Annotated in this window: 13 protein-coding genes; 3 read left to right on the forward strand and 10 right to left on the reverse strand. The window is 70.7% G+C overall.

Annotated elements, in window-relative coordinates:
- Window positions 1-173 precede the first annotated feature (173 nt).
- Window positions 174-1,769: an MDR family MFS transporter gene (locus AB0K65_RS00115; RefSeq protein ID WP_365712624.1), complete on the reverse strand. Its 1,596-nt coding sequence runs from the start codon at window positions 1,767-1,769 to the stop codon at window positions 174-176.
- A 136-nt stretch (window positions 1,770-1,905) separates the two neighbouring features.
- On the opposite strand from AB0K65_RS00115, the gene AB0K65_RS00120 reads away from it, so the two are divergent.
- Complete coding sequence (locus AB0K65_RS00120) at window positions 1,906-2,463, forward strand: helix-turn-helix domain-containing protein (protein ID WP_365712626.1); 558 nt, start codon at window positions 1,906-1,908, stop codon at window positions 2,461-2,463.
- A 34-nt stretch (window positions 2,464-2,497) separates the two neighbouring features.
- Here AB0K65_RS00120 and AB0K65_RS00125 read toward each other — a convergent pair whose 3' ends face one another.
- Entirely contained in the window at window positions 2,498-3,223 is a 726-nt protein-coding gene (locus AB0K65_RS00125; protein ID WP_365712628.1) for a M23 family metallopeptidase, read from the reverse strand.
- A 482-nt stretch (window positions 3,224-3,705) separates the two neighbouring features.
- Here AB0K65_RS00125 and AB0K65_RS00130 point away from each other — a divergent pair, with 482 nt between their 5' ends.
- Window positions 3,706-6,759 (forward strand): NACHT domain-containing protein, encoded by a 3,054-nt coding sequence (locus AB0K65_RS00130; RefSeq protein ID WP_365712630.1) that lies wholly within the window; start codon window positions 3,706-3,708, stop codon window positions 6,757-6,759.
- 106 nt (window positions 6,760-6,865) lie between these two features.
- On the opposite strand, the gene AB0K65_RS00135 is transcribed toward AB0K65_RS00130, so the two are convergent.
- Complete coding sequence (locus AB0K65_RS00135) at window positions 6,866-9,391, reverse strand: ATP-dependent Clp protease ATP-binding subunit (RefSeq protein ID WP_365712632.1); 2,526 nt, start codon at window positions 9,389-9,391, stop codon at window positions 6,866-6,868.
- A 463-nt stretch (window positions 9,392-9,854) separates the two neighbouring features.
- Here AB0K65_RS00135 and AB0K65_RS00140 point away from each other — a divergent pair, with 463 nt between their 5' ends.
- Entirely contained in the window at window positions 9,855-10,445 is a 591-nt protein-coding gene (locus tag AB0K65_RS00140; RefSeq protein ID WP_365712634.1) for an SCO3374 family protein, read from the forward strand.
- Here the strand turns inward: AB0K65_RS00140 and AB0K65_RS00145 are convergent.
- From AB0K65_RS00145 to nadC, 7 genes are all read right to left on the reverse strand, one after another.
- On the reverse strand, window positions 10,424-10,759 hold the full coding sequence (locus AB0K65_RS00145) for an Lsr2 family protein (protein WP_147979058.1): 336 nt from the start codon (window positions 10,757-10,759) through the stop codon (window positions 10,424-10,426). The genes AB0K65_RS00140 and AB0K65_RS00145 overlap by 22 nt on opposite strands.
- A gap of 144 nt (window positions 10,760-10,903) precedes the next feature.
- Entirely contained in the window at window positions 10,904-11,440 is a 537-nt protein-coding gene (locus AB0K65_RS00150) for an amino-acid N-acetyltransferase (protein WP_365712636.1), read from the reverse strand.
- A 9-nt stretch (window positions 11,441-11,449) separates the two neighbouring features.
- On the reverse strand, window positions 11,450-11,872 hold the full coding sequence (locus tag AB0K65_RS00155; RefSeq protein WP_365712638.1) for a BlaI/MecI/CopY family transcriptional regulator: 423 nt from the start codon (window positions 11,870-11,872) through the stop codon (window positions 11,450-11,452).
- A 141-nt stretch (window positions 11,873-12,013) separates the two neighbouring features.
- A complete protein-coding gene (locus tag AB0K65_RS00160; protein WP_365712640.1) occupies window positions 12,014-12,190 on the reverse strand; it encodes a hypothetical protein in 177 nt (58 codons plus the stop codon).
- Between the two features lie 14 nt (window positions 12,191-12,204).
- The gene (locus AB0K65_RS00165) at window positions 12,205-12,774 is read right to left on the reverse strand and encodes a hypothetical protein (protein ID WP_365713598.1); all 570 of its coding nucleotides are present in this window, start codon (window positions 12,772-12,774) and stop codon (window positions 12,205-12,207) included.
- 161 nt (window positions 12,775-12,935) lie between these two features.
- Window positions 12,936-13,742 carry a type III pantothenate kinase gene (locus tag AB0K65_RS00170; protein WP_365712642.1) on the reverse strand — a complete coding sequence of 269 codons (807 nt, stop codon included), beginning with the start codon at window positions 13,740-13,742 and terminating at the stop codon, window positions 12,936-12,938.
- Window positions 13,742-14,779: a carboxylating nicotinate-nucleotide diphosphorylase gene (gene nadC, locus AB0K65_RS00175; RefSeq protein WP_365712644.1), complete on the reverse strand. Its 1,038-nt coding sequence runs from the start codon at window positions 14,777-14,779 to the stop codon at window positions 13,742-13,744. The genes AB0K65_RS00170 and nadC overlap by 1 nt, the downstream gene beginning before the upstream one ends.
- Window positions 14,780-14,781: the final 2 nt, after the last annotated feature.

Consider the following 14,781-nt stretch of genomic DNA (forward strand, 5'->3'; position numbering starts at 1 on the left):
CCTGGCGGGCCCGAGCCTCGGCCCCGGCGGCCCTGCCCCCGGGCGGGTCCTGGGCCCCGGGCCCCTTGCCCCGGGCCCCGCTCGCGGCCCCGCCCTTCCCGGCACGACGAAGCGGCCCCGGCGAGAACGCCGGGGCCGCTTCCGCATCCCGTACGGGAGGGTGACCGTGCCGGTCAGACCGTCTCGGCGACCTTCGGCGCGTCGCCCTCGGCTGCGGCGGGCTTGCGCTCCGGGCCCGCGCCGCGCAGCGCCACCTCCTTGACGAAGAAGGAGAGGACGAAGCCGCTCACCGCGACCGCCGCTCCGACCAGGAAGGCGGAGTGGGTGCCCGCGGCCACCGCGTGCTGGTACGCCTCGCGCAGCGCTTCCGGCAGCTTCGCGAGCGAGGCCGCGTCGAGCTGGGCCGACCGCTGCGTCAGCTCCGAGCCGCCGCGGGCCGCCATCTCGTCCTGGACGCGGCTCGTGAAGAGCGCGCCCATGATCGCGACGCCGAAGGAGGAGCCGAGGGTCCGGAAGAGGGTGGTCGCGGAGGAGGCGACGCCCATGTCCTTCATCTCGACGCTGTTCTGCGCGACGAGCATGGTGATCTGCATCAGGAAGCCCATGCCCGCGCCGAGCACGGCCATGTAGACGCCCGAGGTGAGCCGCGAGGTCCCGGTGTCCATCTGGGCGAGCAGGAACAGGCCGAGGACCATCAGCGCCGTACCGATGATCGGGAAGATCTTGTACCTGCCGCTGTTGGTGGTGATGCGGCCGGAGACCAGCGAGACGACCATCATCGCCAGCAGCATCGGCAGGAGCAGCAGGCCGGAGTTGGTGGCGGAGGCGCCCTGCACGGACTGCTGGAACAGCGGCAGGAAGAGGACCGCGCCGAACATCACGAAGCCGGTGAGGAAGCCGATCACCGACATGAGGGTGAAGTTGCCGCTGCGGAAGATGTGCAGCGGCATGATCGGGTCGGCCGCGCGGGTCTCGGCCCACAGGAACGCGGCGAGCGCGGCGACACCGGCGACCGAGAGCCCGACGATGGTGGCGGAGCCCCACGCGTACTCCGTGCCGCCCCAGGTGGTGACCAGGACGATCGCGGTGATGCCGACGGTCAGCAGTCCCGCGCCGAGGAAGTCGATCCGGGTGGAGCGGTCGCGCTTCTTCTTCGGCAGGTGCAGGACGGCGGTGACCATGGCGAGGGCGACGACGCCCAGCGGCAGGTTGATGTAGAAGGACCAGCGCCAGCCCCAGTGGTCGGTGATGGTGCCGCCGACGAGCGGTCCGCCGATCATGGCGAGGGCCATCACGCCCGCCATCATGCCCTGGTACTTACCGCGCTCACGGGGCGGGATCAGGTCGCCGATGATCGCCATGACGCCGACCATCAGACCGCCGGCGCCCAGACCCTGGACCGCGCGGAAGCCGATGAGCTGGCCCATGTCCTGGGCCATGCCGCTGAGCGCCGAGCCGATCAGGAAGATCACGATCGAGATCAGGAAGGTGCCCTTGCGGCCGAACATGTCGCCGAGCTTGCCCCAGATGGGCGTGGAGGCCGCGGTCGCCAGGGTGTAGGCGGTGACGACCCAGGACAGGTGCTCCAGGCCGCCCAGTTCGCCGACGATCGTCGGCATGGCGGTGCCGATGATCATGTTGTCCAGCATCGCGAGCAGCATCGCGATCATGAGGGCGAGCAGCACGACGCGCACGCTGCGCCCCGCCTTCCCGCCCGCCGGTGGTGTGGTCGCCTCCGCCGGTACGCCGCCTGTCTCGGTCGTCGCCATGTCCCCGTCTCCCCGGTCCGTTCCGTACACCCGCCCGGGCACTTACTTGCCGCCCGGCTAGTTACTAGACTAAGGAAGGTAGACCCGTCACTAGCCGGGCGTCAAGTAAGTAAAAGTCGGTGGGAGCGAGCAGACCATGGCCAGAGGCAACACCCGCCAGCGCATCCAGGACGTCGCTCTCGAACTCTTCGCCGAGCAGGGATACGAGAAGACGTCGCTGCGCGAGATCGCGGAGCGGCTGGAGGTCACGAAGGCGGCGCTGTACTACCACTTCAAGACCAAGGAAGACATCATCATCGGCATCTTCCAGGACCTGACGCGGCCGATGGACGAGCTGATCGACTGGGCGCGTGAGCAGCCGCGCACGCTGGAGACGAAGCAGGAGATCCTGCGCCGTTACCAGGACGCGCTGGTCGGGGCGGCGCCGCTGTTCCGCTTCATGCAGGAGAACCAGGCCACCGTGCGGGAGCTGAGCATCGGCCTGACCTTCAAGGAGCGCATGCTCGAACTGACCGGGCTGATCCAGGAGCCGGACTTCTCCATGACCGACCGGGTGCGCTGCGTCAGCGCGATGTTCACCATGCACGCCGGGATGTTCTTCATGCAGAACGTCGAGGGCGACCCCGAGGAGAAGCGTGAAGCCGTCCTCGAGGTCGCCCTCGATCTCATCGCTCAGGCACACCGCGCCCCGTAGGGCGGCCGGTGGAGTCCCGGCCGGTCCGAACCGGTCAGATGGTGACGCCGACCGAGCGGAGGAACGCGGACGGGTTCAGGGCCGAGCCGTAGTTCGGGGTCGTGCGGATCTCGAAGTGCAGGTGCGGGCCGGAGGAGTTTCCGGTGTTGCCCGACAGCGCGATCTTCTGACCGGCGGCGACCTTCTGGCCGATGCCGACGTTGATCTTCGACAGGTGGGCGTACTGCGAGTACTTGCCGTTGGCGTGCTTGACGACGATGGCGTTGCCGTACGCCGGGCCGTCACCGCCGCCGTTCGGGCCGGCCTTCACGACGGTGCCGGCGCCGGCGGCCTTGACCGCGGTGCCGACCGGCACGGCGAAGTCCTGGCCGGAGTGCTTGTGGGACCACATGGCCCCGCCCTGGGCGAAGCTGGCGGTCAGGGTGTAGGAGCTGACCGGCTTGACCCAGGCGGCGTTCTTCTTGGCGGCCTTCGGAGCGGCCTTCTTCACGGCGGCGGCCTTGGCGGCGGCCTGCTTGGCGGCGGCAGCCTCGGCGGCCGCCTTCTTCACGGCGGCGGCGTGGGCGGCGGCCTGGGCCTGAGCGTCGGCCTGCGCGGCGACGGCAGCGGACGCACCGGTCGCGGCGACGGACGCGATGGTGGCCTTGCCCTCGGCGGCGAAGGCGGACCCTGCTCCGGCCACCAGCGACGCTCCCAGACCCGCGGTGGCGAGAGCAACGGCGGTGACGCGGGCGGCGGGGTTCATAACGCGCTTCGACATACGGGGGAAAACCTCCGGGTTGAGCGGGACCCGACGCGGGTGGTGCGCCGGGCTGGCCACACCTTGGTAACCCGGACGCCCATCTCGGCTCAAACCCCCCATCTACGACATGTCGTCGTAGCGATCTCCGGGGAAGTTCAGGTCTTGACGACCTGGAGGACCCCTCTCGGTAAACGGACAAACCTGCCCAAGCGAAGCTGTTTACCCGCACGTCGGACCTGTCCCCCAGGGCCCGAGAGGCCGTATCTCGTACGGTTCGGGACACCGCGGGACGAAAGTCCCGTGACTCCGCCCCTGAACGTCCCGAATCGACCGCAAACGTCATCACTATTCCGGCTAGTACACCCGAAATCGCCTGTGCGCCTTGTCACGGCGGCCGCCCCCGCATTGCGACCTGGGTCACGCAACCGGGGCCCTCCGGAACCCGTCCCTGACTACGCTGACGGCACGCTTCAGGGGCACGGCTGCATCGGGGGACGGAAGTGGAACCAGCACTCATCGGCACACGGCTCGCCTCCGGCGTGATCGGACCGCTGCTCAGGCGGCTCCTGGTCCAGGACGGCCCCGGCGCGGGCCTGACCGGCACCGCCCGCCGCGTCCGCCTCTCCCGCCTGGTCTCCTTCCGCGGCGAGCAGCGCACGCTCACCGACAAGGACGTCCGCAGACTGGCGGCCACCCTCGTCGAGCGGGCGCGGACCGGCCCAGGGGAGCCCCCCTTCCCCGCCGACGAGGCCGAGGCCGTCACCGACGCCCTGGCCGGCACGCTCCTGGCCCTGGGCGACCTCGACATGGACGACGTCCAGGCCGTCCGCCTCGGCCACCGCGACCTGGCCCGCCGCCTCCGCGCCGCGGCACCCGACCCCGACGGCCTTTCCACGGACTCCGTCCTCTTCCTCGGCTCGCTCACCGAGTGGGCCTGTCTGCACATCCTGGAGTTCTTCACCCAGCGCACCACCTTCGTGGCGCGGACGCTGGTGGAGCAGACCCGGGGCCAGGCCGAGCTGACGGCCAAGGTGGACACGCTGATCACCCGGACACCGCGGGGGGACGGGCGGGACGCCGAGTTCGAGCGGCGCTATCTGGCGCACCTGGCCAAGAGGCACGGCCGGCTGACGATCCACGGCATCGACCTCTACCACTCCCCGGACCGATGGCCGCTCGACGTGGCGTACCTGTCGCTGGAGGCGAGCACTCCGGCGGCAGCGGGCCCCTGGTTCGCGGCGCCGGGGGCGGTGGACGCGACGGACCGCCGGAGCGCGCTCCACGAGGACGGTGCCGTCTTCGCCTCCGTGAGCGAGGACGTCCTCCGGCACCTCGCCGGCCCCGGGCAGCGGCCGGCGGACACCCTGCGCGCCGACCTGGCCCTTGCCCGCCACGACAAGGTCCTGCTGCGCGGCCTGGCCGGCTCCGGCAAGACGACCCTCGTCCAGTGGCTGACCGTCTCGGCGGCGACCGACAACCGGGCCGAGGGCATGGAGTACCTCCACGACCGCGTCCCCTTCGTCCTCCCCCTGCGCACCCTCACCCGCCACGGCGAACGGCTCCCCGCCCCCGACCGCTTCCTCTCCGCCGCCGGCTGCCCGCTCACCCCGCCCGACGGCTGGGCCGACCGCGTCCTCACCGCCGGGCGCGGCCTGATCCTCGTCGACGGCATCGACGAGGTGCCCGAGGCCGAGCGCGAGCGCGCCCGGGGCTGGCTGCGCGACCTCCTCGCGACCTACGACGGCAACCGCTGGCTGGTGACCTCCCGCCCCACCGCCGTACGCGACGACTGGCTGACCCCCGACGGCTTCACCGAACTCGCCCTCTCCCCCATGTCCCGCGCCGAGGTCACCACCTTCGTCCGGCGCTGGCACCAGGCGGCGGGTCCGGAGGCGCGGCCGTACGAACACTCCCTCCTCGACGCGCTCCGCACCGCGGGCCACGTGGCCCAGCTCGCCACCAACCCGCTGATGTGCGGGCTCATCTGCGCCCTGCACCGTGACCGCCGCGGCTTCCTGCCCCGGGGCCGCAAGGCGCTGTACGAGGCCGCGCTGTCCATGCTGCTCGCCCGGCGCGACCGCGAGCGGGACATGGGGACGCCGTACGGGATCGAGCTGGGCGAGGCTCCGCAGATCCAGCTGATCCAGCGGCTCGCGTACTGGCTCACGCTCAACGGCCGTACGCAGATGGACCGCTCGCGCGCCGAGTCGATCGTGCGCTCACGCGTCCCGCACGTCCCCGAGGCCGCGGCCTTCGACGACCCGGACGCGGTCTTCACCCACCTGCTCCACCGCAGCGGGCTGCTGCGCGAACCGACGCCGGACAGCGTCGACTTCGTCCACCGCACCTTCCAGGACCACCTCGCTGCCAAGGCGCTGGTGGACCGGTGGGACATCGGCGTCCTGGTGCGGCACGCGGCCGACGACCAGTGGGAGGACGTCGTCCGCATGGCGGTCGGCCACGCGCGCCCCCGCGAATGCGAGGAGATCTTCACGGAGTTGCTGAAGGCGGCCGACGCGGCGGAGGACCGCCGCACCCAGCTCCGCATCCTCGTCGTGGCGGCGACGGCCCTGGAGGAGGCGACGGAGGTGGCCCCGGACGTCCGGGCACGGATCCTTGCGCGCACGGCCGAGGTGATCCCGCCCCGCGACGTGGGAGAGGCACGGGAGCTGGCCTCGGTGGGGCGGGCGGTGCTCGACTTACTCCCGGGACCGGAGGGCCTGGACGAGGAGGCGGCCCTGATGGCGGTGACCACGGCGACCCACGTCACCCACGAGGCCGCGCTGCCCTACCTCAGGCGGTTCACCCGCCATCCGTCACTGCGCGTCCGCTCCCAGCTCGTCTGGGGGTGGTCCCGGTTCGACCCGGCGGCCTACGGCGAGGAGATCATCGCCGGACTCGATCCGACCGGCCTCGACTTCACGGTCCGCTCCGACGCGCAGGCCGCGGAACTCGTGCGCCTGGGTCTGCGGCCGCAGTCGCTCGATCTGCGGCCCGGCCTCTCCGATCACGGCGTGGCCCAGCTGGCCCCGCTCCTCGCGGAGGCGAGGATCCTCGCGCTGAGGGCCGGCATGGGCTGGGCCCTGGAATCGATACCCGGCAAGGACCGGCTCCGCTCCCTCCGCCTGGATTCCCGCCCCCCGCGGGGACTGGGGATCCTGAGCGCCTTCGCCCAGCTGGAGGTGCTGATCCTCGGCCCCGTCGGGGGACTGACCGAGGACGACTGGAACGGCATCGCGGCCCTGGGCGGCCTGCGCAGTCTCTTCCTGGAAGGGGCCACCCCGGCCGGCTGCCCGGACACGGTCCGCGTCCCGGGCGTCGACTCCCTCTACGTGCTCGTCGACAACCACAGCCGGAGCGTGCGGCTCGGCGACCTGGTCGCCCGGACCTTCCCCGGCCTCCGGCACCTGCACCTCGTCGGGATCGACCCGCACGGCCCCGCCCAGGACCTCGCCCCCCTCGCGGGCCTGACCCGCCTCGCGTCCGTCCTGGCCTCCCACGTCCCGATCACCGGCGCCGAGCGCCTCCCCGCCACCGTCGACGTCCGGACGTGACCTGACGGGGGCCGTCCGCGACACGGGGCGGCCCGGGCGCGGACGAAAGGGGCGGCCCCGGACTCCTGCGAGTCCGGGGCCGCCCCTTTCGCCGCTCAGTGCGGCGTCACGCGTCCTTCGAGAGGTTGGGGCCGGCTCCGCCGGTCGCCTGCTCGATCGGGGGGACGTCGGGCAGTGCCGACTTCTCCTCACCGCGGAAGGTGAACTTCTTCTCCTCACCCTCGCCCTCGGTGTCCACGACCACGATGTGACCGGGGCGCAGCTCGCCGAAGAGGATCTTCTCGGAGAGCGTGTCCTCGATCTCGCGCTGGATCGTCCGGCGCAGCGGCCGGGCGCCCAGAACGGGGTCGTAACCCTTCTTGGCGAGCAGCTCCTTCGCGGACTGGGAGAGCTCGAGGCCCATGTCCCGGTCCTTGAGGCGCTCGTCCACCCGGCCGATCATCAGGTCGACGATCTGCAGGATGTCGTCCTGGGTGAGCTGCGGGAAGACGATGACGTCGTCCACACGGTTCAGGAACTCCGGGCGGAAGTGCTGCTTCAGCTCGTCGCTGACCTTCGCCTTCATCCGCTCGTAGTTGGACTTCGTGTCGCCCTGGGCCGCGAAGCCGAGGTTGAAGCCCTTCGAGATGTCCCGGGTCCCGAGGTTGGTCGTCATGATGATGACCGTGTTCTTGAAGTCCACGACCCGGCCCTGGGAGTCGGTCAGTCGACCGTCCTCCAGGATCTGGAGAAGGGAATTGAAGATATCGGGGTGGGCCTTCTCGACCTCGTCGAAGAGGACGACGGAGAACGGCTTGCGGCGCACCTTCTCGGTGAGCTGACCGCCCTCTTCGTAGCCCACGTATCCGGGGGGAGAACCGAAGAGACGGGAGACCGTGTGCTTCTCGCTGAACTCCGACATGTCGAGGGAGATCATCGCGTCCTCGTCGCCGAAGAGGAATTCGGCGAGCGCCTTGGACAGCTCGGTCTTACCGACACCGGACGGGCCGGCGAAGATGAACGAGCCACCGGGGCGCTTCGGGTCCTTCAGACCGGCACGCGTACGGCGGATCGCCTTCGACAGACCACGGACGGCGTCGATCTGGCCGATGACGCGCTTGTGGAGCTCGTCCTCCATGCGGAGCAGACGCGAGGACTCCTCCTCGGTCAGCTTGAAGACCGGGATGCCGGTGGCGGTCGCGAGGACCTCGGCGATCAGCTCGCCGTCGACCTCGGCGACGACGTCCATGTCGCCGGCCTTCCACTCCTTCTCCCGCTTGGCCTTCGCCGCCAGCAGCTGCTTCTCCTTGTCGCGGAGAGACGCCGCCTTCTCGAAGTCCTGGGAGTCGATCGCGGACTCCTTGTCCCGGCGGACACCGGCGATCTTCTCGTCGAACTCGCGGAGGTCCGGCGGCGCGGTCATCCGGCGGATGCGCATCCGGGAGCCGGCCTCGTCGATCAGGTCGATCGCCTTGTCCGGCAGGAAGCGGTCCGAGATGTACCGGTCGGCCAGGGTCGCGGCCTGGACGAGGGCCTCGTCGGTGATGGAGACCCGGTGGTGGGCCTCGTACCGGTCGCGCAGACCCTTGAGGATCTCGATCGTGTGCGGCAGCGACGGCTCGGCGACCTGGATGGGCTGGAAGCGGCGCTCGAGGGCGGCGTCCTTCTCCAGGTACTTGCGGTACTCGTCGAGCGTGGTGGCACCGATGGTCTGCAGCTCACCGCGGGCCAGCATCGGCTTGAGGATGCTGGCGGCGTCGATCGCGCCCTCGGCGGCACCCGCACCCACGAGGGTGTGGAGCTCGTCGATGAACAGGATGATGTCGCCGCGGGTGCGGATCTCCTTGAGGACCTTCTTCAGGCGCTCCTCGAAGTCACCGCGGTAGCGGGAACCGGCGACCAGCGCGCCGAGGTCGAGGGTGTAGAGGTGCTTGTCCTTGAGGGTCTCGGGCACCTCGCCCTTGACGATGGCCTGCGCCAGGCCCTCGACGACGGCGGTCTTGCCGACGCCGGGCTCGCCGATGAGGACCGGGTTGTTCTTCGTGCGGCGGGACAGCACCTGCATGACCCGCTCGATCTCCTTCTCGCGCCCGATGACGGGGTCGAGCTTGGACTCGCGAGCGGCCTGGGTGAGGTTCCGGCCGAACTGGTCGAGGACCAGGGACGTCGAGGGGGTGCCCTCGGCAGGACCGCCGGCCGTGGCGGCTTCCTTGCCCTGGTAGCCGGAGAGCAGCTGGATGACCTGCTGCCGCACCCGGTTGAGATCGGCGCCCAGCTTCACGAGGACCTGGGCGGCGACGCCCTCGCCCTCGCGGATCAGGCCGAGCAGGATGTGCTCGGTGCCGATGTAGTTGTGGCCGAGCTGGAGGGCCTCGCGGAGCGAAAGCTCCAGGACCTTCTTGGCACGCGGGGTGAAGGGGATGTGCCCGGACGGGGCCTGCTGCCCCTGACCGATGATCTCCTCAACCTGCTGGCGGACCGCCTCGAGCGAAATCCCGAGGCTCTCCAGGGCCTTAGCGGCGACACCCTCACCCTCGTGGATAAGGCCCAGGAGGATGTGCTCGGTGCCGATGTAGTTGTGGTTGAGCATCCGGGCTTCTTCCTGAGCCAGGACGACAACCCGCCGCGCGCGGTCGGTGAACCTCTCGAACATCGTTAATCGCTCCTCAGAGCGGTCAGTCAGTTAGGGGTCGATCCCCTCCCTGTCCTTCCGCAGCTTAGTCCCGCAAGCGGGGACCGCTCATTCCAACTGCCGACATCCGTCCGGATCACCCCCTCTCTGGCGGGGAGACCTGCTGCCGAACAGCCGACAAATGCTCCAACCCGATGGTGCGAGACGATGTTCCCGCAGGCCAAGCTGTTAGCCCCGGCTTCTGTACGCCGATGGCGAACGTGAGACGCCAAAGCCCGCGAGTCGCCCCTCCCCACTAGGAATGTCTTACCCGTAAGCACTGACACTCCATGCAGCACACCCCGGTTCCCTCCGCTACGGGCGAACACCCTTGCGCTCTCGAATGCACCCGTACGCCCCCATCAGGGACACTCCGCGCAGTGGTTCGGGAACGCTGTGTCAGCTCCGGGCGTAACCAACCGGTCCCGGCGGGAGTTCCCCGGGCATGGCCTTCACCGTCCCGCTTCCCCGCTCGCCGCTCGAAGACGGCCCCGCGCGGTGGTACGCGCACGAGCTCGGCTGGGCGACCGTCGAGGGCCCGCCGGTGCAGCTGGTGACGGGGCTGCGCTTCGACGTCCTGGAAATGCCCGCCGTGGCCGGTCGTGAGGTGCTGCGCAGGATGGGCGGCGCCGTGGGGCCGGTGGCCCTCATGGGGCGCAGGATGCGGCTACTGGTCGCCGCGGGAAGCGCGGAGGAGCTTCCCGGACTGCTCGACTGGCTGGAGTGGGGCGGCATCACGCTGGATCTCGCGGCGCTGGGCGCGGGCGGCCGGATGACCGCCCCCATCCCCCCTGGATGGAGCGGTTCCGGCGCGCCGGGCGCAGCTGTGTGGCTGCGGGCTCCCGAGCCCGGCCGCGAGGTGGAGTCCTCGCTGCCGGCCCTGCAGACCGCCGTGCGGGGCGATGCGGGCGCCCCCTGTCTCGTACGGCTCGTGGCCGCCGCGGCCGGGGAGTGCCACCGGGCGCGGCTGCTGGGCGCCCGGACGCGTGGCCAGGCGTCCAGGCAGCTGACGGGTCAGCGGTTCGCGTCCTCGTAGGCCGCCTTGATCTCCGCGGGCACCCGGCCGCGGTCGTTCACGTTGTAGCCGTTCTCCTTCGCCCACGCGCGGATCTTCGCGGTGTCCGGGCTTCCGCCGGCGGCGACCCGGCCCTTGCCGCGCGTGCCGGCACTGCGGCCGCCGGTACGCCGGCCGCTCTTCGTGTACGGCTCGAGCAGGCCACGGAGCTTGTCCGCGTTGGCGGTGGTGAGGTCGATCTCGTAGGTCTTGCCGTCCAGCGCGAACGTCACGGTCTCGTCCGCCTCGACACCGTCGAGGTCATCGACAAGAAGGACCTGAACCTTCTGTGCCACCGGATTTCCTTTCATCGAAAATGCAGTACGCGGAAAGGAAACCGCTTTTCCCGGAAAAACACAAACCCCTGGCAGAGGTTCAGAAGCCCGGGAACGCGGGAAACGTGCGCGATTCGGACATAGGGATCCGGTTGACCGTTACGGTCACAGGTGCAGAAGCATCCGGCTGTTGCCCAAGGTGTTCGGCTTCACTCGTTCGAGACCCAGGAACTCGGCGACACCCTCGTCATAGGAACGCAGGAGCTCGCTGTAGACATCTCCGTCGACCGGAGTCTCGCCGATCTCGACGAAGCCGTGCTTCGCGAAGAAGTCGACTTCGAAGGTCAGGCAGAATACGCGGCGCACCCCGAGCCATCGGGCGGTGTGCAACAACTTGTCGAGCACGTGATGTCCGACGCCGGCGCCCTTGAACTCGGGATCGACGGCGAGAGTACGCACTTCGGCGAGGTCTTCCCACATGACATGGAGTGCGCCGCATCCGACGACGACCGCGTCCTCGTCGCGTTCGGCGACCCAGAACTCCTGGATGTCCTCGTAAAGCGTGACGGTCGCTTTGTCGAGCAGGATGCCCCGGCCGACGTACGGATCGACGAGGCGGCGGACCGCGGCGACGTCGCTGGTGCGGGCCCGGCGTACGGTGACGGCTTTCGAGAGGGGCGCGGAGGCGGGGGACGACGGCATGGGGGGACGTTATCGCCCCGGAGCCCCGGTCCCGTCGGCACCCTCGGCCGGTGCGGGCGGCGCGTCGGCGCTGTTGTAGCCGACGACGCGGATGGCGTCGTTGAGCGCGTCGCGCTGTTCGGACGACATCATCCCGAAGAAGGCGACCAGGGCGGCGGCCGGGTTGTCGCTCTGGGACCAGGCCTCGTTCATGAGGGCGGCGGAGTAGGCGGCGCGGGTGGAGACGGCGGTATATCGATAGGCGCGGCCCTCGACTTCCCTCCGTACCCAGCCCTTCTGATGGAGATTGTCCATTACGGTCATGACGGTGGTGTAGGCGATGGACCGTTCCTGCTGGAGATCCTCCAGTACTTCCCGGACGGTCACCGGGCGGTTCCATTGCCAGACGCGCGTCATGACGGCGTCTTCGAGCTCTCCCAATTGACGGGGCACATCGCCACCATAGTGGGCGAGGCGGTAAGGGCCGGTTATTGACGTAGGAAACGCAACAAAAAGGACGTACGCCGCTAAAGCGGGCGTACGTCCTCGGTGGTGCGGGCTACGGGAGCGGGATCACGCGACCGCGCGGGAAGGCTAGGCGGTGGGTCCGTCCGCCTGGCGGGCGGCCTCGGCGCGGGCGAGGGCGGCGTCCACGGCCGCGTCCTCCTTGGCCTTGTTCGGGCCGCCCTGGCTCTTGACGATGGTGACCACGAGAGCGATGAAGAACGCGGCCATCACGACCGGGGGCACGAGCGCGGATACGTAGTCCATGGCGTCCAGGGTAGCTATCCGGCGGCGCGTTCCTCGGGCGGGGGCGGGGGTACGGGGCGCCGGCGCGGCGGGAAGACCTCGGAGGGCTTGGGTACGGGGCGCTCGGCGGGCGGGGGCGCCGGCGTCGGCTTGGGCTCGTCGGCGGCGCGGCCGCCGGGCAGGGCGAGCAGCCGGACGCGCGGGCGGGGGGTGGTGGCCACGGCCGTCTGCGTGACCCGGGCCAGGCGGGCGCGTACGGAGCGTTCCGCGAGGACCTGGCAGCGATCCAGGAGCACCGCGGCGCGCGGGTTGGCCCGCAGGGCGCGCAGCGCGGCGAGATCGTCGACGGCGGGGTCGTAGCCCGCGGCGAGCGCGTCCTGGAGGAGCTCCAGGTATCCGGGGAGCGAGCCGGGCAGGGCCTCGCGGTAGCGGGCCAGGTCGGCCAGGAGGAACGCGCGCAGCCGGCCGGCCTCGCGGACGGCGTCGTCCACGGCTTCGGCGAGACGCAGGCAGTCCTGGACGTCCTCGCCCTGGAGGGGGGCGGGGTTGAGGGCGGTGGCAAGGGCGCGGCGGAGCACACGCAGCTCGTCCGCGCTGAACGCCATGCCGCCGCGGGATCCGTATGGCGTGGGCATGAGGTGACAATACGCGCTAATCGGACAAATTTCGTTTACCGATCATCCCCCGGGCGCGTTGCCTCCGACCGGCCGCCGCACCGCCCCGCCCTCGTGCCGACGGGGGCCCCCGCCCCGTCGGCGCGCGTGCCCTACATCCGGGACACGTTGCGCTCGTACACCAGGCGGAGGCCGATCAGGGTCAGCCAGGGCTCGTGCTCGTCGATCTCCGTGGACTCGCCCAGCACCATCGGGGCCAGACCGCCCGTCGCGATCACCGTCACGTCCGCGGGGTCGCCGCCCCGGCCCACGATCTCCCGCTTCATCCGGGCCACCACGCCGTCGACCTGCCCCGCGAAGCCGAAGACGATGCCCGACTGCATCGCCTCGACCGTGTTCTTGCCGATCACACTGCGCGGCCGGGCCAGCTCGATCTTGCGGAGCTGGGCGCCGCGGACGCCCAGCGCCTCGACCGAGATCTCGATGCCCGGCGCGATCGCGCCGCCGGCGTACTCGCCGCGCGCGGTGATGGCGTCGTACGTCGTCGCCGTGCCGAAGTCGACCACGATCGCCGGACCGCCGTACAGCTCGACCGCGGCGACCGCGTTGATGATGCGGTCCGCGCCGACCTCCTTGGGGTTGTCCGTGAGGATCGGGACGCCCGTCTTGACGCCGGGCTCGACGAGGACGGCGGGTACGTCGCCGTAGTACCGCCGCGTCACCTCGCGCAGCTCGTGCAGGACGGAGGGGACCGTCGCGCAGATCGCGATGCCCTCGATGCCGTCGCTCAGCTCCACACCCAGCAGCGGGTGCATGCCCATCAGGCCCTGCAGAAGGACCGCCATCTCGTCGGCCGTGCGACGCGGGTCCGTCGAGATGCGCCAGTGCTCGACGATCTCCTCGCCGTCGAAGAGACCGAGGACGGTGTGCGTGTTGCCGACGTCGATGGTCAGAAGCATCAGACCGCCGCCTCCGAGGCGTCACGGAGGTCGAGGCCGATGTCCAGGATCGGGGACGAGTGCGTGAGACCGCCCACCGCGAGGTAGTCCACGCCCGTCGCGGCGTAGGCCGCCGCGTTCTCCAGCGTGAGACGGCCGGAGGACTCCAGGGCGGCCCGGCCGGCGACCAGGGCGACGGCCTCCTCGGTCTGCTCCGGGGTGAAGTTGTCGAGCAGGATCATGTCGGCGCCCGCGTCGAGGACCTCGCGGACCTGGTGCAGGGTGTCGACCTCGACCTCGATCGGCAGCTCGGGGAACAGCTCCCGCACGGCCTTGAACGCCTGCGCCACACCGCCGGCCGCCACCACGTGGTTGTCCTTCACCAGGGCCGCGTCCGACAGCGACATGCGGTGGTTGACGCCGCCGCCGCAGCGCACCGCGTACTTCTCCAGGGCGCGCAGGCCCGGCGTCGTCTTGCGGGTGTCGCGGACCCGGGCCCTGGTGCCCTCCAGGGCGTCCGCCCACGCGCGCGTGGCGGTGGCGATGCCGGAGAGGCGGCACAGGATGTTCAGCGCGCTGCGCTCGCCCGTGAGCAGGTCGCGGGTGCGGGTGGTGACCGACAGGAGCTTGCGGCCGGCCTCGACCCGCTCGCCGTCCTCCACGTGCCGCTCGACCTCGAAGGTCTCCGTGCAGACGATGGACAGGACCGCCTCGGCGACCCGCAGGCCGGCCACCACGCCCGCCTCGCGAGCGGTGAAGTCGGCGGTGGCGACGGCGTCCTCGGGGACGGTCGCGACCGTGGTCACGTCCACGCCGCCGTCGAGGTCCTCCTCGATCGCCAGGTGGGCGATGTCCTCGACCTGCACGGGGTCCAGACCGGCATCGGCGAGCAGCTGGGCGAGGGCGGGGTCCAGACCGCACTCGTACACCTCGTCGCCGTCGGCGCAGCCGCACCCCTCGCCGCAGCCGCCCGCGTTCTCGGCGGGCGCGCTGATCTGGATCAGGGGTACGTCCACGGGCTGCGGGCGTTCTTCTTCGGGGGTGCTCGGCGTGCTCACGG

The organism is Streptomyces sp. NPDC053755 (assembly GCF_040677675.1).
Classification (GTDB): domain Bacteria; phylum Actinomycetota; class Actinomycetes; order Streptomycetales; family Streptomycetaceae; genus Streptomyces.

Bases quoted from the DNA above. Each gene is read 5' to 3' on its own strand.
- AB0K65_RS00115 (WP_365712624.1), bottom strand. From the start codon at position 1,769: ATGGCGACGACCGAGACAGGCGGCGTACCGGCGGAGGCGACCACACCA.
- AB0K65_RS00120 (WP_365712626.1), top strand. From the start codon at position 1,906: ATGGCCAGAGGCAACACCCGCCAGCGCATCCAGGACGTCGCTCTCGAA.
- AB0K65_RS00125 (WP_365712628.1), bottom strand. From the start codon at position 3,223: ATGTCGAAGCGCGTTATGAACCCCGCCGCCCGCGTCACCGCCGTTGCT.
- AB0K65_RS00135 (WP_365712632.1), bottom strand. From the start codon at position 9,391: ATGTTCGAGAGGTTCACCGACCGCGCGCGGCGGGTTGTCGTCCTGGCT.
- AB0K65_RS00140 (WP_365712634.1), top strand. From the start codon at position 9,855: ATGGCCTTCACCGTCCCGCTTCCCCGCTCGCCGCTCGAAGACGGCCCC.
- AB0K65_RS00150 (WP_365712636.1), bottom strand. From the start codon at position 11,440: ATGCCGTCGTCCCCCGCCTCCGCGCCCCTCTCGAAAGCCGTCACCGTA.
- AB0K65_RS00160 (WP_365712640.1), bottom strand. From the start codon at position 12,190: ATGGACTACGTATCCGCGCTCGTGCCCCCGGTCGTGATGGCCGCGTTC.
- AB0K65_RS00165 (WP_365713598.1), bottom strand. From the start codon at position 12,774: ATGGCGTTCAGCGCGGACGAGCTGCGTGTGCTCCGCCGCGCCCTTGCC.
- AB0K65_RS00170 (WP_365712642.1), bottom strand. From the start codon at position 13,742: ATGCTTCTGACCATCGACGTCGGCAACACGCACACCGTCCTCGGTCTC.